Source organism: Nostoc sp. DSM 114159, assembly GCF_053470285.1.
The window spans coordinates 4,758,985-4,779,216 of sequence record NZ_JBPFEH010000001.1; the positions used below are offsets into that span (position 1 = coordinate 4,758,985).

Below are 20,232 nucleotides of genomic sequence, written 5' to 3' on the forward strand. Positions count from 1 at the left end.
TTCTAATTATTCAATTTTTGATTGAACTATTTGCTTAACGGCTTGAATCTACGGATTGCTTTTTATTTACAACTATGAAAAATTATGAGAGCACCAAGATTCAGTATTAAAAATTGATTTGCCAAAAACTTCAAATAAAACGTACATAGCTCGTTATTTAGATTATGAGCATCTTAATACTATCGCCTTGAAACGAGCCACCACGAGCAAACCAAATGTGGGGATCTAGCTGGGTAGTGATGATACTTGTGAGAATGGCACTAACGAAAAGGCGAAAGGCTTGTGTCACCTCGTTCCCAGTCTGAAGACTGGGAATGTATTTCAAGAGGGCTGCTGCCTCTGGTCAAGCCACTGGAGGCGGAGCCTCCGAGAATGGATTAAGAGCCTCCAGGCTCTTAACCAGTTAGGGCAAAGCTTATAGCTTTACAAGCGTGCCATTCATACTTGTAAATTGCAACAATGCTCAGATCGGCCACGAAATAAAGATAGAAGAAGACTCCAGAGGAGGTTTAGCGCAGATCATGCAACCCTTTGAACTGCCAGAATTTTACACGCCTTGGCCCGCACGGCTGAACCCAAACCTGGAAGCGGCACGAGTCCATTCCAAAGCGTGGGCTTACGAGATGGGGATACTTGGCTCAGAAGAGGAAGCGGAAAGCTCGGTTATCTGGGACGAGCGCACATTCGATGCTCACGACTATGCCTTGCTTTGCTCGTATACCCATCCAGATGCACCAGGAACGGAGCTTGACTTAGTAACCGACTGGTATGTTTGGGTGTTCTTCTTCGACGATCACTTCCTGGAAATCTATAAGCGCACCCAAGACATGGCTGGGGCAAAGGAGTATCTCGATCGGCTGCCAGCGTTTATGCCAGTGCATCCCACTGATACCCCTTCCGTTCCGACCAACCCAGTAGAGCGCGGTTTGGCTGACCTGTGGTCTCGCACTGCTTTTACTAAATCTGTGGACTGGCGACTTCGATTCTTCGAGAGTACCAAGAACCTCTTAGAAGAGTCTCTGTGGGAACTCGCCAATATCAACCAAGATCGGGTCGCCAACCCCATCGAATACATTGAGATGCGCCGCAAAGTTGGTGGCGCTCCGTGGTCAGCGGATCTCGTCGAACACGCCGTATTTATAGAAATTCCGCCCCAAATCGCCTCAACTCGGCCAATGCGTATCCTCAAAGACACATTTGCCGATGGAGTGCATCTTCGCAACGACTTATTTTCCTACCAGAGAGAAGTGGAGGATGAAGGTGAAAACGCCAACTGCGTGCTGGTGTTGGAGCGCTTTTTAAATGTCAGTACTCAGGAGGCGGCTAACCTTACCAACGAACTGTTAACTTCGCGGTTATACCAGTTTGATAACACTGCCGTTACTGAGTTACCTCCCCTGTTTGAGGAGTACGGACTAGATCCAGTGGCTCGTGTGAATGTTCTCCTTTACATCAAAGGACTCCAAGACTGGCAATCGGGCGGTCACGAGTGGCACATGCGATCGAGCCGTTACATGAATAAGGGAGGAAACAATTCTTCGACATCCACACTTCTAGGAGGCCCTACAGGGCTAGGCACATCGGCTGCGCGGATTGAATCGCTATACGCCGCCTTGGGTTTGGGAAGGTTCAAGAGCTTTACTCACGTTCCATACCAGGCTGTCGGGCCAGTAACACTGCCGAAGTTTTACATGCCCTTCACTACAAGCTTGAATCCCCATCTGAATGCTGCGCGGAAGCATTCCAAGGAATGGGCGCGCCAGATGGGAATGCTGGAATCGCTACCTGGGATTCCTGATGCCGTCATCTGGGATGACCACAAGTTTGATGTTGCCGATGTAGCCCTATGCGGTGCGTTGATCCATCCGAATGGATCTGGTCACGAGCTGAATTTGACCGCCTGCTGGCTGGTTTGGGGAACCTATGCCGATGATTACTTTCCGGCACTCTACGGCAATAACCGCAACATAGCTGGTGCGAAAGTCTTCAATGCCCGACTATCAGCGTTTATGCCTCTGGATGACTCCACCCCCAGCGAGGTTCCGACCAATCCGGTAGAAGCCGGCTTGGCAGATATTTGGTCTCGCACAGCTGGCCCTATGTCCCTAAACGCGCGGACTCAGTTCCGCCGGGCGATTCAGGATATGACTGACAGCTGGGTGTGGGAACTCGCCAACCAAATCCAAAATCGGATTCCCGACCCGATAGATTATATTGAGATGCGCCGTAAGACCTTTGGCTCGGATCTAACAATGAGTCTGTCGCGACTAGCTCAGGGTAACGAGATCCCACAGGAGATTTACCGCACCCGAACGATGCGATCGCTGGATAATTCTGCCGCCGACTTCGCCTGTTTTACCAACGATATCTTCTCCTATCAGAAAGAAATCGAATTCGAGGGCGAAATCCATAACTGTGTGCTGGTCGTTCAAAATTTCCTCAATTGCGGTAAGGCACAGGCTGTTGAAGTTGTCAACAATCTAATGACCTCTAGAGCGCTCCAGTTTCAACTGATCGTCGCTACCGAACTGCCAGTTCTTTTCGATGATTTCGACCTGGATACAAGTACCCGCGAGAAACTGCTCGGATACGTCAAGAAACTAGAGCAGTGGATGTGTGGCGTCCTCAAGTGGCATATAACAGTAGACCGCTATAAGGAATTTGAATTGCGTAATTCCTTAGCAGGGCGACTACTTAGCGGGCCTAGAGGGCTGGGTACTTCAGCTAGGCGTATTGGATCGGTAAGGAGAGTTTAAGGTCATTACTTGGTCAATGAAGTGTCGGTGAGTTAGTTCAACAATACAGTTCAGAATGAGCAACAAAACACCTGTAGAGACGGCGATTTATCGCGTCTCCAAAACCCAAAATTCTTGCCAGTAGCACTTAATTGAACCGTATTGGTTAATTCAAGGTGAGTGTGCGATCGCGTGAGATCAATTTTTTTAGTAACTAAAAAGTGGAGGATTAAGTTGTGACGTATTCTAACGATCCCAATTTGAACGAAGAAGATCGGCTGCCCCAGTTAACTTTAAGTACAGCTGCGGCGCGTAATTTGGCGACAACGGCCAAATCTGCACCACAGACTCAGGAAATTACATCGCGGTGGTTATTGAAGTTGTTGCCGTGGGTGCAAACAAAAGGTGGCGCTTATCGAGTCAACCGACGGTTGAGTTATTCTGTGGGTGATGGACGGGTGACTTTCACCAACACTGGAGCTGCGGTGCAGGTGATTCCCCTGGAACTTACTGAGTTGCCCTTGCTGCGGGGGTTTAACAACCTTGACGTATTGACCGCCTTGGCAAACCAGTTTGAGCAGCAGGAGTACGCCCCAGATGATGTAATTGTTGAACTTGGCCAACCTGCCGATCGCGTGATTCTGATTGCTCGTGGCAAAGTAAACAAAATTGGTATTGGCAAGTATGGCGAGCAGATCGTGTTCGATGTGCTAGCTGACGGCGACCATTTCGGCGATGAAACTGTGGTGCAATCCGAGGATACTTGGCAGTACACCCTCAAAGCGATTACCAGAACCATCGTTTTGTCGCTGCCCCAAGCGGCGTTTGAGACGGCGATCGCTCAGTCTGAGGCGTTAGCAACCCATGTTGAACAGTTCCGCACCCGCCTAAACCAGCCACAGACTCCCCAAGGTGAAGCTGCTATTGAACTGGCAGCCGATCATCCCCAAGAGGCTGAGTTACCGGGAACCTTCGCCGATTACGAACTCACACCCAGAGAATATGAGTTGAGCATTGCTCAAACGGTGTTGCGAGTAAGTACGCGGGTAGCCGATCTGTACAATGAACCATACAACCAGACTGAAGAACAATTGCGGCTGACGATTGAGGCATTGCGGGAACGTCAAGAATACGAGTTGCTCAACAACCGCGAATTCGGGTTGCTGCACAACGCCGACCTGAAACAACGTATCTACAGCAGTAGCGGCGCACCTACCCCCGACGACTTAGACGAACTGTTGGCGACAGTATGGAAGGAGCCGGGATTCTTCCTGGCTCATCCCCGCACGATCGCTGCCTTCGGTCGTGAGGCCAACCGCCTGGGTCTCTATCCACAAAGCGTAGATGTGAACGGCGTTCAGGTCACATCTTGGCGTGGCGTACCGATCTTTCCTTCCAACAAGATCCCCATCACCAATAACCGCACCAGTTCCATTCTTTTGCTCCGCACTGGTGTAGAAAAACAAGGGGTAATCGGCTTACATCAAACTGGTATCCCCGATGAATACCAACCCAGCTTGTCTGTTCGATTCATGGGCATCAGCGAAAAGGCAATCATCTCCTACCTCGTGACTGCTTATTACTCCGCAGCCGTCCTCACTCCTGACGCACTTGGCATCCTCGAAGATGTTGAGATCGGGCGCTAAATATCAGGAGTGAATGGCACGCTTGTAAAGCCCAAAAGCTTGTGTAGCCTCGTTCCCAGCCTCCGGGCTGGGAATGTATTCAAAAGAGGTTCTACCTCTTGTCAAGCTATGGAGGCGGAGCCTCCCAGAATGAGTTCCCAGCCTGGAAGCTGGAAACCAGTCAGGATAAGGGCTGTATCTTAACAAGCGTGCCATTCTATCAGGAGTGTTGAGTGCTGTTAGCTATCCGCTAATGGAACTCAGCACTCAGTACTGAATGGCACTTTTATTAGTAACTAGAGGATCGGTTGATGACGGATTTTATTGAATCAAATTCAAATATTGAGAGTGGACAACCTCAACTGAGTTTGAGTAAAGATGCTGCGCGTAATTTGTCCACGACCACCAAATCTGCACCACAGACACAGGAAATTACCTCGCGGTGGTTGTTGAAGATGTTGCCGTGGGTGCAAACGAAGGGTGGGACTTATCGGCTGAACCGTCGGTTGACCTATACGGTGGGTGATGGACGGTTAAGTTTCTCTAACACCGGAGCTGAGGTGCAGGTGATTCCTCAAGAACTTGGTGAGTTGCCCTTGCTGCGAGGATTTGACGATACCGAGGTGCTGAGGGCGTTGGCAAGTCAGTTTGTTCAGCAGGAGTTTGCACCTGGTGATATCATAGTCCAGTCAGGTCAGCCAGCCAATCAGCTTTTCTTGATCGCACATGGCAAAGCGAACAAGATTGGTATTGGTAAGTATGACGAGCAGCCTTTGTTGGATACGCTAGCTGACGGTGATTATTTTGGCGATCGCGTGTTGGTGGAGTCAGAAAGCAATTGGAAGTTCACGGTCAAGGCTGTGACCCGATGCACAGTATTGGCGCTACCACAACAAGCATTTCAGGAACTGCTCAACCAGTCGCAGGCGTTGCAGGCTCAACTTGAGCAGTTTAGGACTCGCGCTGAACTTCCACAAAACAAGTATGGGGAAGCTGCGATCGCGTTGTCAACCAGTCATAGTCAAGAGACGACATTACCGGGAACATTTGTTGACTACGAACTTTCACCCCGCGAATATCAGTTGAGCATTGCTCAGACTGTGTTGCGAGTAAATACTCGCGTTGCGGATCTGTACAATCAACCATACAACCAGACGGAAGAACAATTGCGGCTGACGATTGAGGCATTGCGGGAACGTCAAGAATACGAGTTGATCAACAACCGCGAATTTGGATTGTTGCACAACGCCGACCTCAAACAGCGCATTTACAGCCGCAGTGGTCCCCCCACTCCCGATGACCTTGATGAATTAGTCACTCGTCGGCGGAAGTCGAGGTTCTTCCTAGCTCATCCCCGCACTATTGCAGCCTTCGGTCGCCAGTGCAACCGGCGAGGCATCTATCCAGACACCATCGATATGGATGGGAGCAAAATCATCACGTGGCGCAATGTACCGATTCTGCCTTGTAACAAAATCCCGATTACCAAGAACCAGACCAGTTCTATCCTTATACTCCGCACTGGTGAGAAAGACCAGGGCGTGATTGGCTTACATCAAACTGGTATCCCGGACGAATACCAACCTGGTTTGTCCGTCCGATTCATGGGCATCAGCGAAAAGGCCATTATCTCCTATCTCGTCACCGCCTACTACTGTGCAGCTGTCCTCATCCCCGATGCACTTGGCATCCTTGAAGATGTGGAAATCGGTTTGTAACTTTTTTGAGTGGAATATGAGTCAATTTTGCTAAACTTTCAGTTACCCTGAAACTCATAACTCACCACTCAGGACTGATGCAAGATAGGCAAGAACAAATTTCGCAAGTGGTAGTGACTGCTGGGCAGATGCGCGATATTGAAAAGCGGATCTTTGCAGTGGGAATGCCTGTAGTTGCTTTGATGGAAAAGGTGGCGGGACTAATTGCTCGTCGCATTCCAGAGATTCCTGGAAATACCCCTTTGTTAAGGGGGTCTCGTGTAGGAATTCTTGTCGGCCCCGGTCATAATGGTGGCGATGCTTTAGTCGTAGCCCGTGAATTATACTTTCGCGGGTGTGAAATTTGGATTTATTCTCCTTTTTCTCAGCTTAAAGAATTAACTTCGCAGCACTTGCAATATGCCCAGAGTTTGGGTATTCCAATTTATCAAACAATTGAGCAACTGCCAGATTCCGATTTGTTGATTGATGGCTTGTTTGGGCTTGGTTTAGAAAGAAACCTGACCGATCCCATTGCCTCTGCAATTAATCAGTTAAATGAATTATCTATACCGATTTATAGTATCGATTTACCTTCAGGTTTACACACTGACACTGGCGTTGTATTGGGAACTGCCATTCGCGCCACTCACACATTTTGCTTAGGTTTATGGAAACTCGCTTTCTTCCAAGATCGGGCGTTGGAATATCTCGGTAAAGCTGAGTTAATCGATTTCGATATTCCTTTGGCTGATGTGGAAGCTGTTCTCAAAGATGCACCTAAAATTAAACTTATTACACGAGCCAAGGCACTTGCTACTTTACCTTTACCCCGTCCAGCAGTTACTCACAAATATAAGGAAGGACATTTACTGCTGATTTGCGGTTCGCGGCGTTATGCAGGTGGAGCAATTTTAACTGGTTTGGGTGCTAGGGCTAGTGGTGTCGGGATGCTTTCGATTGCCGTACCCGAATCTCTGAAATCTCTTTTGGTGTCACACTTACCAGAAGCGCTAATTGTCGGTTGTCCAGAGACGGAAACTGGAGCCATAGCTCAATTAAAATTACCAGAAAAAACCGATTTAAGTTCCTTCAATGCGATCGCTTGTGGCCCCGGTTTAACACGAGATGCTACGCCCATTGTGCAAGAGGTGATTAAGAGCGATCGCCCTTTGCTTCTCGATGCCGATGGTTTAAATATCTTGGCACAAATGGGAGCGATCGCCACATTAAAAAAACGCCAAGCAGTAACCGTACTCACTCCCCACACTGGCGAATTTGAACGATTGTTTCCTGATGTCGCCGATGCCAAACATGACAGAGTGAAAGCCGTACAAGAAGCTGCCGCCCAAAGTGAGGCGATAGTGTTGTTGAAAGGAGCAAGAACTGCGATCGCCAACCCTCAAGGTGCTGTTTGGATTGTTCCTGAAAGTACACCCGCCTTAGCCCGTGGCGGTAGCGGCGACGTGTTAACTGGGTTACTGGGTGGACTGTTAGCGCAAGCAGCAGCAACTAAACAGATTTCCGTAGAAGATATTGTGGCAACTGCTGCATGGTGGCATTCCCAAGCAGGTATAATAGCCGCCCAAGAACGTACCGAATTAGGTGTAGATGCGTTTACTTTGACACAATATTTGATGAAGGCTCTAACTTAGTCAAATTCCTCGTTCCCAGTCTCCGACTGGGAATGCCATCCTAGAGGCGGAGCCTCTAATTCAAATAACATCATGGGACGTAGCCGCTACCACGTACTAGGAACCCAGCCACACTTTCTCACCTGCACAGTTATAAATTGGATACCACTATTCGGCAAAATTGAATTTACAGAAATTATTTTAAATTCTCTAAATTTTCTGCAACGTCAGCAGCGTTTAACCTTATACGGTTACGTAATTATGGAAAATCATCTCCATCTAATCGCCTCTGCTGCCAATTTATCCAAGGAAATAGGAAATTTTAAATCGTTTACGGCTCACTCTATTATTGATTTACTTGAGAAAAATAATTCTAACTACATACTTAATCAGCTTAAGCTTTATAAACTAAAACATAAGACAAAACAAGAATATCAGCTTTGGCAAGAAGGTTTTCATCCGCAGGTGATTCTAGATGAGGAAATGTTTAGACAAAAGTTAGATTATATTCACAACAATCCAGTCAGGCGTGGTTATGTGGATGATCCCGTGCATTGGAGGTATTCTAGTTGCCGCAATTATATGGGGCAAATAGGTTTATTACAGGTAGAGTTGATTGATGTGTGAGAGAAGGCAGAGCCTTGAGGAGGGCATTCCCAGTCGGAGACTGGGAACGAGGAATTAACTGTTGACTGAATACCAACGCTGTAGAGCCAATCGCTGAATTTCGCGCCAGGGAATATTATGTTTTCGGGCTAAGTCTGCACAATCTTCATATTCGGGCTGCACATTTGCAATAACTTTTTCTGGCGATCGCCCTTTCCATGCTATTTTGACACGCACTTTGCCATATTCCGTTTCCACTTGGTGAATTTCCCGTTGTAAAATGGCGCGTTGCTGAGTTGTTCGCCGAATACCTAAAGTTGTAGTTTCGCGGAAGATAACGGCTTCACAACTGAGTAAATTTTCTGGATGACAAATCACAGTTAGCAAAATTCCCGAACGGGACTTTTTCATACCGATCGCTTGGGTAAAAACATCCAGCGCACCAGCAGCAAACAACGCCTCAAACGTATAGCCAATAGCTTGTGGACTTAAATCATCAATTTGGGTTTCTAATACCGAGATGGTTTCCAAATTGGAGCTAGTTTCTTCAGAATCACTGAAATTTGACTGTAAACTTGCGCTTTCACCCAACCAGAGGCGTAAAATATTGGGAATGGGTAAATTTATGGTTCCCGCTCCCAGCCCTATCTGCTTGATAGCGATCGCAGGTGGTGAACCAAAATCTCTTGCCAAAGTAGTGGCGATCGCGGCTCCTGTTGGCGTTACTAGCTCTCTGTCAATGCCATTGCTATAAACTGGACAACCCCGCATTTCCCACAGCTTTAATACCGCTGGGACTGGTACTGCCATCTGACCATGTGCAGCCCGAACAGTGCCGCCACCAGTCGGGAACGCCGAGCAGTAAAGTAGGGGCAATCCTTGATCATTGCTCGCAATCCCCAACCAATCCAACCCCAGGCAAGTACCCACAATATCTACGATCGCATCTATAGCACCAACTTCATGAAAATGAACTTTTTCAGGTGCAATGCCATGCACCGCCCCTTCTGCCACCGCTAGCTGTTGGAATACCGCTAAACTCCAAGCTTCTGCCCTTGATGGCAACTGAGCTTTGAAAATCATCTGCTCTATTTCTGGCAAGTGGCGTGTGTGATGGTGACTGTGTTCGCCATCGTGGTGATGGTGGTGATGGCGATCGCGTACTAAATCCACATGGACTTTAGTTGCCTGTTGACCATTCCGTTGGACAAGTTCCGCCCTTAACTGATATTCCTGTTCAATACCCAACCCATTAAGTTTTTCAATTAAATACTCCACAGGAACACCCAAACTTACCAAAGCACCCAGGCACATATCACCAGAAATTCCTGTCGGACATTGAAGATAAGCGATTTTATTCATAATAAATTTGTCATTAGTCATTAATTATTTGTCATTAGTCATAGGGCATTGGGCATGGAGAAGAGACAAGGTAGACAAGGAAGAGGGGGGAGAAAAGGAGAAACTTGTCCTCTTGTCCCCTTGTCCCCTTGTCTCCCCTGCCCCTCTGCCCCTCTGCTCCCCCTCCCCAATCCCACTCACCGAGTTATGGCAAAAATTTTCCCAGTTCATCCGGATAATCCTCAAATTCGCCGAATAGAGGAAATAAAGTCGGCGCTCTCTAGTGGCGCAGTCATGCTTTACCCTACTGATACAGTCTATGCGATCGGTTGTGATTTGAATGCCAAGTCGGCGGTAGAACGAGTGCGGCAAATTAAACAGCTAGCAAACGATAAACCATTGACATTTTTATGTCCCTCGCTTTCAAATGTGGCAACTTATGCCTTCGTAAGTGACACAGCCTATCGGATTATGAAACGCCTGATTCCAGGACCATACACGTTTTTACTCCCAGCTACGAAGTTAGTACCGCGATTGGTGCAAAGCCCCAAGCGGAAAACTACTGGAATTAGAGTACCAAACCATACTGTGTGTTTGGAGTTGCTGGCAGCCTTGGGCAATCCGATTATTTCAACTTCAGCACATCTGCCACCAGATGAAGCAGATAATGGCATGATTCGGATAGATCCTGAAACGATTCAGTCGCGGGTAGAGCTATTCGATCGTTTGGACAAGTTGGTAGACATAATTGTAGACACTGGCGAGGAACCTACATTTGAAGTATCTACCATCTTAGATATGACCGGAGACGAAGCAGCAATTATACGGAGGGGTTTAGGTTGGGAAACAGCAGCAGCATGGGTATAAGAATTCCACTTCACAGGCGCACCTCTCGGTTTCGGAAATTGCGATCGAAATAACTCCAGTTTTAAAATTGTCATATTTAAAAGCGATGTCTACGATCGGCTGTTGTGTGAGGCAGTGGATATAAGAGGATGGTGGCAAAACTTGGCACAGTAAGGTATTTGACAACTTTCAGAAAATGGCGGGTACTCGTGTGCCAGCGTTGAGATGGTGGCTTGTGAAGAAAAGCGACACATTGCCATAACTGTAACTCTTTCGTATTTCCTATAGTTTTGATATATGAGCTTTAGATGTGAGCATTATATACGGCAAGTCTTGATGGATGAATGCTTAAAAATTCACAAGCCTTGGACGGTCTTGATTGCTGTGTCTGCGTTGTAATTACGGTGCAATACTACTGGAAAAGTCATGAAAGCTAACGTCGTCAGTCTACCAAACTCTACACCCATTTTTGAGAACCACGTTTCAAATGAAGAATCTTCAGATAGCAGCAATCGCTTGATTCGATTGCTGTCTGAGGAAATGCAAGCACAAGTGAAAGCAACACCCAAGTGTGTAGAAGCTTTAGCAAAGCGCATAGCCGTAGAAGTAGAACGCATTTGCGATAAAAGCTCCCGCATTCAAACATCTGGGGAAATCAAGTCCTGGCAGATGACGTTGGGAAGGCATCGGATGCAAAAATGCTTACGTTACTACCAACTAGGTTCCAAACAAGGGCGGGTGGAATTACATAGCAATTTGGGTGCTATGGTTTACCGTCATGTCACTATATCCGGTTCGGAGTTGGGCTTTGATGCTCGTTACAGCCTGATTGAAGATTTTTTACAAGCATTTTATATCGAAGCCATCAAAGCTTTCCGTAGAGAAAACGAACTACCAGAGAATCACACGCCGCGTACTCAGTTGCAATTAGCTGAATATATGGCTTTTACAGAACAGTATGCTAAACGCCGGATCAATTTACCTGGTGGTGCAAATCAGCAATTGATTATCTTGCGCGCCCAAGGTTTTGCTCGTCGTCAGCCCCAAGAAACTACCGTGGATATTGAAATGGCGGTAGAGTCTGCTAAGGGTGAAGAAGCAGAATCTTACCAGCGTAACTCGGCGGTGCAACAACTGCGATCGCAAATGATTGCCCAAACTAATTTCGATCCATCTGAAGAATCAGAACGCGATCGCGTCATCACTGAATTGATGAAATATCTGGAGTCTCAAGGTCAATCTGATTGTATGAACTACCTCAGCTTGAAACTTCAAGACCTCTCAGCTCCAGAAATTGACCAAATTCTCGGTTTAACTAGCCGTCAGCGCGATTATCTCCAACAACGGTTTAAATACCACGTAGAAAAGTTTGCCAAACAACACCATTGGCAATTAGTACATCAATGGTTAGGCGCGGGTTTAGAGCAAAAGTTGGGTTTATCTTCCCAGCAGTGGGAAATCTTTGTAAATCAACTCACAGAACAGCAACAGCAAATATTAGAGTTAAAAACTGCACGGGAAAACGACGTTGCGATCGCCAAAGCTATCAAATGCACCCCCAAACAGCTACAAAAACGCTGGACTCAACTTTTAGAACTAGCATGGTCTATCCGCAACGGTCATACTGAAGCACAAACAGGTTGAAGCCAAAGTGAAATAACTAAAAATCATTATCAAAGCTTATGACTGGGACGAGGAGCGCGAATTTAGCTTATAGACAAAGGAGAAAATTTCATTAATTCGTAGCGAATTCTTTGCGTACCTCTGCGCTTCCCTCTGCGCCTCTCTGCGTTTAAATTTCACCCCTCAATTCGCCGGAATCTTCCACAAATAACTCTTATCTGAATTTATCTAAATTATTAACTCCTTCTTCATCCAAATTATTAATACATTTGTATTTATTTAGTACAAAAATACCAATATTTTCCGATTTTGCACCCATTAATCCAACCTTGTTTACGTCAAAATCAAAAATTCATATTAAGCAACTGCCCCTTTTTTCCTGCTTCTGTGAAATCCTATAATAAGCAGGACTTTTGGCAGAGGAATTTAGGATGGCTCTGACTCAAGGCGGACGGGCAAATAAGTCTGGGAATATTTTAGAAGCAAATGTAGAAGCAATCTTGCATGGGCATAATTATTTCCAAGTAGGGAACTATGTCCAAAAAGAATTTATACTAAATGCTACTTTATTGCCAAAACGTTATGGCAAAGAAGTTTATATTGGAACTGGAATTTATCATACCTATCTGAAGGTCGATTTTTATGTTATTGGCTCATCTGTAATGCCATCTGGTTTAATTTTTGAGTGCAAATGGCAAGAAAGCCCTGGTTCAGTTGATGAAAAATTTCCTTACTTGAACATGAATATTCAGCACTATTACCCAGCACCAACTATCGTAATTTTAGGCGGTGAAGGTATGCGAGAAGGCGCAAGTAAATGGCTAAAAGCAAGAGTTGATGATAACCATAATTTATTAGCAGTTTATAGCTTAGATAGATTCATTGCTTGGGCAAATAAAAATCTTTAAAAGATGTAATTAATAGTTCGTTAATCAGTCCTCTATTTTTGATGCTCGAGTTAATTGAACGTGCTGCTTTAATTTTATAGGTTTCAAAATTGATCTCAGCATAAATTTTGTTAATAAATTCGCTATCAGAATTGCATACCATAACTTTGACACCACGACTTGCTAACTCTGCACAAGTATCTCTTAAAAGTTCTTGGTCTTTTTGACTAAAACAATTTTGACTATAAGCAGTGAAATAGCTAGTATCACTAATAGGATGGTAGGGCGGATCGAAAAATACAAAGTCATCACTGCTAGTCGCATGATTTAGGACTTCTGTAAAATCTGCTTGTTTAATTTCTGCATGGGAAAGTGCTTCTGAGGCTGCTTTTAGTAAAACTTCAGCACAAATATTGGGATTTTCATATCTGCCTAATGGCACATTGAATTTACCTTGTGAGTTGACTCGATACAGACCATTAAAACAAGTCTTATTAAGATAAATTAGACGAGCAGCTTTTTCTATATCAGTACCACTAGAATTATTTCTAATACTATAGTAATAATCTTTATTATGTCGGATTTTATGCTGTTTTAATAGAGAAATTAATTCCTCAACCCGATCTCTAACACAACAATAAGTGTTAATTAATTCGGCATTAATATCAGTTAAAATAGCTGCACTTGGTTGAAGATAGAAAAAAACAGCACCCCCACCTAAAAATGGCTCATAGTAATTTTTATAACTCTTAGGAAAATAAGGAATATATTGCTGTATCAACCGACTTTTACCCCCTGCCCACTTCAAAAATGGACGCGGGCTAGTTTCCTTTGAGACTTGAATAACCATTTACTTACAATTTAACGGAAAATAATCATGACTAAATAAAGCCAATATAACCGACAAGCCAAATTTTAGATTAACTGGCTAATTTTCTAGCCGCATATATTACAATTGAGTAGATAAAGCATATCAAAACAAACGTAAGTATATAACAAGGCAGTTTACATTCAGATGTTTGACGGATTTTGGGATAACGTTTTTCGCTACCCCCGATACTTAATTACGATCGTCTTAGGCTTGTTTCTGAACACCTTTGCGCCATTAGTGCCATTGTTGAAACGCCCAGTCACCTCGATCGCTATCTTGGGTTTATTTGTGAGCGGCCTAGTCTTCCTTACTTTTACCCTACGGGCAATGCTGGGCTTGAGTCCAATCTAGACTAGGGTTATATAGGGGCTGTGCCCCATAGACGGTTGCTCTCGCTAAGTACTGTCAACCCAACTTGCATTTATATTTTGTCGTACAACCTCTGTGATGAGGCGAAATTTTTATGGCTACAAATCGTCGGGTTTCCCGCGTTGCTGAACTGATCAAACGGGAAGTTAGCCAAATGCTGCTTAACGGAATTAAGGATGACCGTGTGGGTACTGGAATGGTCAGTGTTACTGATGTTGATGTTTCCGGCGATCTCCAACACGCCAAAATCTACGTCAGCATCTATGGTACGGATGAAGCTAAGGTAGAAACAATGGCCGGTTTAAAGTCGGCGACAGGTTATGTCCGCAGCGAACTAGGGGCGCGGATACGGCTACGTCGTACACCAGAGGTAATATTTCTCGAAGATCGCTCTATAGAACGCGGTAATAAAGTATTGGCACTACTAAACCAACTTAACCACGATCGCCCGTCAGAAAATCTGGTAGCAGTAGAAGACAGCGCTGTTCAAAATGATGAAGAATTCTCCGAATAAGTAACTAAAACAACAATGTAACTTCAGAACAATTAATCTCAGCAAATCCGCCAAACAGTTTACAGACGTGACTAGATCGCGTCTGTTTTAATGTGAACATAACCTAATTCAGCAAAACACTTCTTGGCATTTGTCGGGGAAAAGGGGAAGGGTTAAAGGGTAAAGGTATGGAATTTTCTCAAACCCAGTAACCTTTAACCTTTCTCCAACCGGAAAGCAAAAGCTACTTTGGCAAGATGTCTATTCTTCCTTGCTAAAACTCCATTCCTCGATCGGTGGAATATTCACTAATTCTGAAATTCTGACTCCTGTTTATGTGTGTCCTGATTATGAATTAGAGTATTACTCGACCCTTTTACAGATGTTTTTCAAAAGAAAATTGGATGGTGTTAGTGCTGAAATTAACTAAGAAATTACAGGCTTACTTAAGAAATTGTTAGCAGATGCTATGGTTCAAGCCTTCGTAGTATACTTTGTCCGTTATGTTTTGCAACAATTTATACCCTAATAACTGACAAATATTATTGTGTTGCTTACCTTAGATGAATACCCGCAGTTATAGATCCAACTTTTAAGGTGATTATTTGATATGTAAGCGATAACGATATAAACCCTTTCCACCCACCAAATCTTGCCTAAATACACTAATGGCAAGACTTTCAGACTTGTGGCATCAAAACCATACAGTTACATAAGCAGGTTAAGTTAACTACTTGGAATTTTTTTTGTAAAGCGGATTTTCGACGAATGTCAGGATTCGTTGACTTTCTTAACATTTCTTGAGATAATTTCAGGAGATGTAGCGTCAAAATAAAAATAGTTCCGTATAGCAAACTACAAAATGTTAGCCACAAGTCTAATTTCTGTAATGTTTGTTCCTAATTTTTAACGGGAACACTATCGTAAGTGTTAATTTGTGAGTAAAAACCATGAGTGTGAATACGGTGCCTTCTATCAATTACTACTCTCTAGATGTGATTCAAGACGAAGCACGCCGACTGGTGCAAAAGGGAATGGTTAGCCGACAACAGCCAATATATAGCCTCTGCCAATACATTCCAGCGAGAGAGTGGGTTTGCGTTGAATGTGAATTAGAGAAATGTGACTTTTTGTTACGCGATCGCATTGGCGACCTAATTGGTCGCGAACAGTGGGACAACGACTAATCAATGTTGGATTTCCGGTTTGGGATTGGGAGTTTGTTTTTGATGTGTGGATGTCGCCATCAAAGATTCAACACTCAATCTGGCGGATAATCTCTAGTTTTGAATGAGCATTGCCCTATACAGAATCTTGCGTTTTTGATTAATACAGAAGCATTTGAGTCTGAACTTATACAACTTTTCAAGTTAAAGAAGGCATCAAAACCATTTGTTCTGTACATCTGGTGTCACAGCTTGAGTTTAGTATATAGATTCTGCGAAGTTCCTACATCGATCCGATAGAAGTGTAGGAACTTCGCTTTTGACTCGCAATTTATTGCATCCCTGACTTAAAGGAAGCGATTGTCTGCTTGCTGTTAAAAGCCAAAATCAGCCTTGAAAAGTTTGCTAAGTAAAGGCTAACCGTCAGCAGTTGCGATAATACAGGAAACCTCCGCAAGCAACTGGCTCAACTTTCGCAAAATTCAAAATTTTTATTTTTATAGTATTTTTTCAGAAAAAATCTTGCAAAGCATAAAAAATCATCTTGACATTTTTGGGGGAAGGGGAAAGGGGAAAGAAAAAACCTTTAACCTTTACCCTTTAACCTTTTCCCAAAACCCAATTCTGAATTAAAAATCCACAAAGCGTGCAGTATTGCCTCCCTCTCCTGCCTCCTGCCTCCTTCACTTGATTATTATCCTACTTGCTCTAAATATTGATTAATGTCTTCAATGATGCGAGTAAGTTCAGCCTCAGTAGTCAAGCGAATGTTGACATTGCGGACAGTCAGCAAAACTTTGGCTGCGAAGGGTGTTGGCCAGATATTAGGATTACAAAAAACTTCTAAAAATACTTCACCCGTATAACGATATTCCAGGGGAGGCTGGGGAGTGACTCTACCACCGCCAGGAGTAGGTTTAGCGGCGATCGCTTTTAGGCGTTCCATCAGTTGATCCGTTGCTGCCTTTAATTCTCGTGCTGCTTGGGCTGAAAAACTGAAAGAGACTGAACCCTCAATTAAATTCAATGTTAGAGGAATTGAAGACATATTTTTTTTATTAAAACTTCTTGATAAGTAGTTATATTACCGGAAGAAGGGGTCTGAATCCCACTCTGATAGTTTGCGGTGTCTTCTTGCAAGACCATTAGTACCATTGCGCGTAATTCGTTAGTCTGTCAAGACAAGTATTTTGTCTTGGGTAAATAAGTTTGTAGTGAGTTAGCGCGGTCTTCTCCCAAGAGTAGAGGCTAGCGCCAAAGGGGTTTCCCCCATGAGCGACTAACGAACCCGTTTGCACTGAAATGCTTACTACGTAACAGGCTTTCATTAGCTTGCAATCACAGTATTACTTGGTCGTTTTGTTACCGCTGAATCAGGCTGCGAAGCCGCCATCAATTTTCAGACTTGCACCAGTAACGAAACCGGCTTCTGCACTGGCGAGATAGGAAACCATGTCGGCTACTTCTTCACTTTGACCATAGCGCTGGAGGGCAGTAATACTTCTCATGGTGTCGGCAAATGTACCGTCTGCGGGGTTCATGTCGGTATCTACCGGGCCGGGTTGGATATTGTTTACCGTGATGCCACGAGAGCCGAGATCGCGGGCAAGACCGCGTGTAAAACTAGCGTTGGCGCAGCCCGCCGTAGGCATCGCACCCTTGGTCAAAGCATAGACGGAACCACCAGCAAATGGCATGATGTCACTGTTGACGCTGCCAATCATAATGATTCGTCCGCCCTCGCCGATATGGCGGATAGCCTCTTGAGTTGCCACAAACACGCCCTTAATGTTAACTGCGATGATTCGGTCAAAATCATCCAGTGAGAACTGGTCAATTGGGACCAAGGTGGCGATCCCGGCATTGTTCACGAGGATATCGAGACGACCAAAAGCTTTTACAGTCTCGGTGACAGCATTTTTCACCGCTTCAGCGTTGGCACTGTCGGCGCGAAGAGCCTTGGCTTGTCCACCTGCTGTTTCGATCGCTTGCACCACCTCATCGGCTTTTTGCGGCGAGCTAGTGTAGGTGAGGGCGACAGCTGCCCCATCTTGTGCTAAACGTTTAGCGATCGCTGCCCCCAAACCGCGTGAGCCACCTGTTACCAATGCCACCTTCCCATTAAGTTTTTTGTTGCTCATAGGATTCTTTTGTGATTAAAGTTTTGTATCGTCTGGTATAGATATAAAGCATGGGGGTAAGCCTGTCAAGAAATTATTATACTGATGAGTATGAAACAGGAAAAAATCACTGCGGCCATAGGCCGACCCCGCGAGTTCGATACCGATGACGCGCTCAATCGTGCAATGTATGTGTTCTGGCGCAAGGGCTATCTAGGCACATCCCTCTCGGATCTGACCGAGGCTATGGGCATTAATCGTCCTAGCCTTTACGCTGCCTTTGGGAACAAAGAATCTCTATTTCGCAAAGTGCTGGCTCGTTATGCCGACGGGCCATCAGCCTATCTTCGTGAGGCTCTCAAAGAGCCAACTGCGCGCCAGGTCGCCGAGCGGATGATGCACGGGGTCGTTGACTTAGGAACCGATCCGCACAATCCACCCGGATGTCTCTGGGTTCATGGCACGCTTTCATGCGGAGATCCAGCCGATCCGATCCGGCAGGAATTGTCTGCACGCCGAGAATCGAGTGAAGCTTCTGTGCGTAAGCGTTTCGAGCAGGCGATTTTGGAGGGGGACTTGTCGGCTGATTCCGATCCAGCGGCTCTCGCTCGCTTTGTCGTGACAGTCAATTGTGGAATATCAGTTCTGGCGGCAACCGGAGCTACCCGAACGGAACTCCTGCAGGTTGTGGAGACAGCGTTGCAAGCATGGCCTCAATAGGCTACATATAACACCTATTTGATATTGTATGGACATTTAAGGTGGAAACTGTCAGATTTCGCTGCTCAAATTTTGACCATTTTCTGAATAAACTATGAGCTTTCTTATCCTTATCTCGCACCAGAAGCAATACACGCGATCGCAACTTCTGTTCCAGGTGTAATTAACTGTCACGCGATCGCTTCTCGCGGCCTTCTTGGTCGTCAAGTGTTCATTGAAATGCATTTAATAGTGGATGCATCAGATGTAGAAACTGCCCACCAGATCGCTGAAGAAGTAGAAAGCCGATTAGAAGAACGATTTCGTCCAGTGAGAATTTTAATTCACGTCGAGCCACCAGCATATAAATCTGAGCAAATTAGTTTTGAAACTGGATCTAAATAGTTGTGTACACACAAGTCGAGTTGGGAATCAAATAGAGGGAAAAGAACAGAAAATTACTTTTAAAATACTTGATTTTCCGTTAAGTTTATTATCAATAATGTCAGATTATTGATAATAAACTCAAAACTTTGGTTACTAAACATTTGCATCTGATCAAATTAAGGATTTTAAGACTTGTGCGTACACCATAGAGATGAGTTACTAGGTCTTACGGGCTATAACGTACATATTGTTGACTGTTGTATAGTCTTCGAGTCCAGGAATTTTACTCAGAAAGCGAAACAACGGCATCAATTTGGAAGCCCCTTTAAGAGCATTTGTAGTCTCGCTAACAATCACAAATCCGGCTTGATCGAAGGCTTTCAGGAAGTCGCGGCGCTTGAGTTTATTGAGTCCAAGGTCATAGATCGAATGACACTCGATTCCGGGATGATATTTATTATAAGCTGCAACAACACGCTCATCGCCAATAATGAGATGCGCCCACGGTAGCCTGATGCGCTTTCCGATTGCGTGATATCCATGATCGCCAAAAGGACTGTAGTAAAGCGGACTAAAACCAGTTATCAATAAGCCACCTTGCCGTAGAACTCGTTTTATTGAAAGAAGAACTCGCTCTATGCCCATAATGTGTTCAAAAGTGTCTTTGGAAATTACAATATCAACCTGGCCGTCAAGGGTCGTCAGATTGTCAATATTCAAGTGATGAAACTCTATTCTGTTGGCAATATCTGGGTAGCGTTCCGCTACGATACGGCGCGCAAAATCGATCCGGCTACTTATGAGGTCAAGACCGATTACCCGTCGCGCTCCAGAAATGGCTGCATCAATGCACAGTGCGCCATGTCCACAGCCAATCTCAAGGACAACTTTACCGGATAAGTCTGGACGACCACCAAAGCGACTCCAGTACTGTTCGGATTTTATGACTTGTGCCTCAAAGTATTTCAGGGAAAAGGCTTCATCTGGTACAGCAAAATTATCTTCAGTAAATTTGTAGTTTGCAGAGGGATCTGTAAAAGTTTCCTTAACCATAAGTTAAACTCTCCAACGACAATACAAGCTACTTTTAGTTTATACATGACATCAGTAACAATAGCAATTGATAATTTTAT

General features: G+C 44.9%; 18 protein-coding genes and 1 pseudogene. 13 read left to right on the plus strand and 6 right to left on the minus strand.

The features are described from left to right. Positions 1 to 157: 157 nt before the first annotated feature. Positions 158 to 289, minus strand: coding sequence for a hypothetical protein (locus ACR5KR_RS19640; protein WP_448267687.1), 132 nt, complete (start codon positions 287 to 289; stop codon positions 158 to 160). 142 nt (positions 290 to 431) lie between these two features. On the opposite strand from ACR5KR_RS19640, the gene ACR5KR_RS19645 reads away from it, so the two are divergent. The 5 genes from ACR5KR_RS19645 (at position 432) to ACR5KR_RS19665 (ending at position 8,318) form a co-directional block, all read left to right on the plus strand. Beyond that, positions 432 to 2,756 (plus strand): family 2 encapsulin nanocompartment cargo protein terpene cyclase, encoded by a 2,325-nt coding sequence (locus ACR5KR_RS19645; RefSeq protein ID WP_448267688.1) that lies wholly within the window; start codon positions 432 to 434, stop codon positions 2,754 to 2,756. 215 nt (positions 2,757 to 2,971) lie between these two features. Further along, the gene (locus tag ACR5KR_RS19650) at positions 2,972 to 4,381 is read left to right on the plus strand and encodes a family 2B encapsulin nanocompartment shell protein (RefSeq protein ID WP_448267689.1); all 1,410 of its coding nucleotides are present in this window, start codon (positions 2,972 to 2,974) and stop codon (positions 4,379 to 4,381) included. Between the two features lie 290 nt (positions 4,382 to 4,671). Then, entirely contained in the window at positions 4,672 to 6,078 is a 1,407-nt protein-coding gene (locus ACR5KR_RS19655) for a family 2B encapsulin nanocompartment shell protein (RefSeq protein ID WP_448267690.1), read from the plus strand. A 77-nt stretch (positions 6,079 to 6,155) separates the two neighbouring features. Next, positions 6,156 to 7,712, plus strand: coding sequence for an NAD(P)H-hydrate dehydratase (locus ACR5KR_RS19660; RefSeq protein WP_448267691.1), 1,557 nt, complete (start codon positions 6,156 to 6,158; stop codon positions 7,710 to 7,712). A 72-nt stretch (positions 7,713 to 7,784) separates the two neighbouring features. Next, positions 7,785 to 8,318, plus strand: a complete 534-nt coding sequence (locus ACR5KR_RS19665; RefSeq protein ID WP_448267692.1) for an REP-associated tyrosine transposase — start codon at positions 7,785 to 7,787, stop codon at positions 8,316 to 8,318. Between the two features lie 54 nt (positions 8,319 to 8,372). On the opposite strand, the gene larC is transcribed toward ACR5KR_RS19665, so the two are convergent. Then, positions 8,373 to 9,659 (minus strand): nickel pincer cofactor biosynthesis protein LarC, encoded by a 1,287-nt coding sequence (larC, locus tag ACR5KR_RS19670; RefSeq protein ID WP_448270269.1) that lies wholly within the window; start codon positions 9,657 to 9,659, stop codon positions 8,373 to 8,375. A 186-nt stretch (positions 9,660 to 9,845) separates the two neighbouring features. Here larC and ACR5KR_RS19675 point away from each other — a divergent pair, with 186 nt between their 5' ends. The 3 genes from ACR5KR_RS19675 (at position 9,846) to ACR5KR_RS19685 (ending at position 13,015) form a co-directional block, all read left to right on the plus strand. Next, the gene (locus ACR5KR_RS19675; RefSeq protein ID WP_322694998.1) at positions 9,846 to 10,505 is read left to right on the plus strand and encodes an L-threonylcarbamoyladenylate synthase; all 660 of its coding nucleotides are present in this window, start codon (positions 9,846 to 9,848) and stop codon (positions 10,503 to 10,505) included. A gap of 405 nt (positions 10,506 to 10,910) precedes the next feature. Then, entirely contained in the window at positions 10,911 to 12,128 is a 1,218-nt protein-coding gene (locus ACR5KR_RS19680; protein WP_445630869.1) for a HetZ-related protein, read from the plus strand. A 410-nt stretch (positions 12,129 to 12,538) separates the two neighbouring features. Next, positions 12,539 to 13,015: a PD-(D/E)XK nuclease superfamily protein gene (locus ACR5KR_RS19685; protein WP_445630868.1), complete on the plus strand. Its 477-nt coding sequence runs from the start codon at positions 12,539 to 12,541 to the stop codon at positions 13,013 to 13,015. On the opposite strand, the gene ACR5KR_RS19690 is transcribed toward ACR5KR_RS19685, so the two are convergent. Next, the gene (locus tag ACR5KR_RS19690; RefSeq protein ID WP_448267693.1) at positions 12,987 to 13,844 is read right to left on the minus strand and encodes a DNA adenine methylase; all 858 of its coding nucleotides are present in this window, start codon (positions 13,842 to 13,844) and stop codon (positions 12,987 to 12,989) included. The genes ACR5KR_RS19685 and ACR5KR_RS19690 overlap by 29 nt on opposite strands. 165 nt (positions 13,845 to 14,009) lie before the next feature. On the opposite strand from ACR5KR_RS19690, the gene ACR5KR_RS19695 reads away from it, so the two are divergent. The 3 genes from ACR5KR_RS19695 to ACR5KR_RS19705 all read left to right on the plus strand — a co-directional run bounded on the left by ACR5KR_RS19695 (position 14,010) and on the right by ACR5KR_RS19705 (position 15,914). Further along, positions 14,010 to 14,216 carry a DUF751 family protein gene (locus tag ACR5KR_RS19695; RefSeq protein WP_335001152.1) on the plus strand — a complete coding sequence of 69 codons (207 nt, stop codon included), beginning with the start codon at positions 14,010 to 14,012 and terminating at the stop codon, positions 14,214 to 14,216. Between the two features lie 112 nt (positions 14,217 to 14,328). Then, positions 14,329 to 14,748, plus strand: coding sequence for a 30S ribosome-binding factor RbfA (rbfA, locus tag ACR5KR_RS19700; protein ID WP_445630866.1), 420 nt, complete (start codon positions 14,329 to 14,331; stop codon positions 14,746 to 14,748). Between the two features lie 929 nt (positions 14,749 to 15,677). Then, positions 15,678 to 15,914 (plus strand): DUF4327 family protein, encoded by a 237-nt coding sequence (locus ACR5KR_RS19705; protein ID WP_094347157.1) that lies wholly within the window; start codon positions 15,678 to 15,680, stop codon positions 15,912 to 15,914. Between the two features lie 673 nt (positions 15,915 to 16,587). Here ACR5KR_RS19705 and ACR5KR_RS19710 read toward each other — a convergent pair. Together ACR5KR_RS19710 and ACR5KR_RS19715 are read right to left on the minus strand one after the other, a co-directional pair. Further along, positions 16,588 to 16,941 (minus strand): hypothetical protein, encoded by a 354-nt coding sequence (locus ACR5KR_RS19710; RefSeq protein ID WP_322682320.1) that lies wholly within the window; start codon positions 16,939 to 16,941, stop codon positions 16,588 to 16,590. Between the two features lie 325 nt (positions 16,942 to 17,266). Further along, positions 17,267 to 18,034: a 3-oxoacyl-ACP reductase family protein gene (locus ACR5KR_RS19715; RefSeq protein ID WP_448267694.1), complete on the minus strand. Its 768-nt coding sequence runs from the start codon at positions 18,032 to 18,034 to the stop codon at positions 17,267 to 17,269. Between the two features lie 84 nt (positions 18,035 to 18,118). Between ACR5KR_RS19715 and ACR5KR_RS19720 the strand changes: the two genes are divergently transcribed. Then, complete coding sequence (locus tag ACR5KR_RS19720) at positions 18,119 to 18,733, plus strand: TetR/AcrR family transcriptional regulator (protein ID WP_448267695.1); 615 nt, start codon at positions 18,119 to 18,121, stop codon at positions 18,731 to 18,733. Positions 18,734 to 18,847: 114 nt separating this feature from the next. Beyond that, a pseudogene (locus ACR5KR_RS19725) lies at positions 18,848 to 19,117 on the plus strand (cation transporter dimerization domain-containing protein); the annotation flags it as partial. A 201-nt stretch (positions 19,118 to 19,318) separates the two neighbouring features. Here ACR5KR_RS19725 and ACR5KR_RS19730 read toward each other — a convergent pair. Beyond that, complete coding sequence (locus ACR5KR_RS19730) at positions 19,319 to 20,152, minus strand: class I SAM-dependent methyltransferase (protein WP_448267696.1); 834 nt, start codon at positions 20,150 to 20,152, stop codon at positions 19,319 to 19,321. Positions 20,153 to 20,232 lie beyond the last annotated feature (80 nt).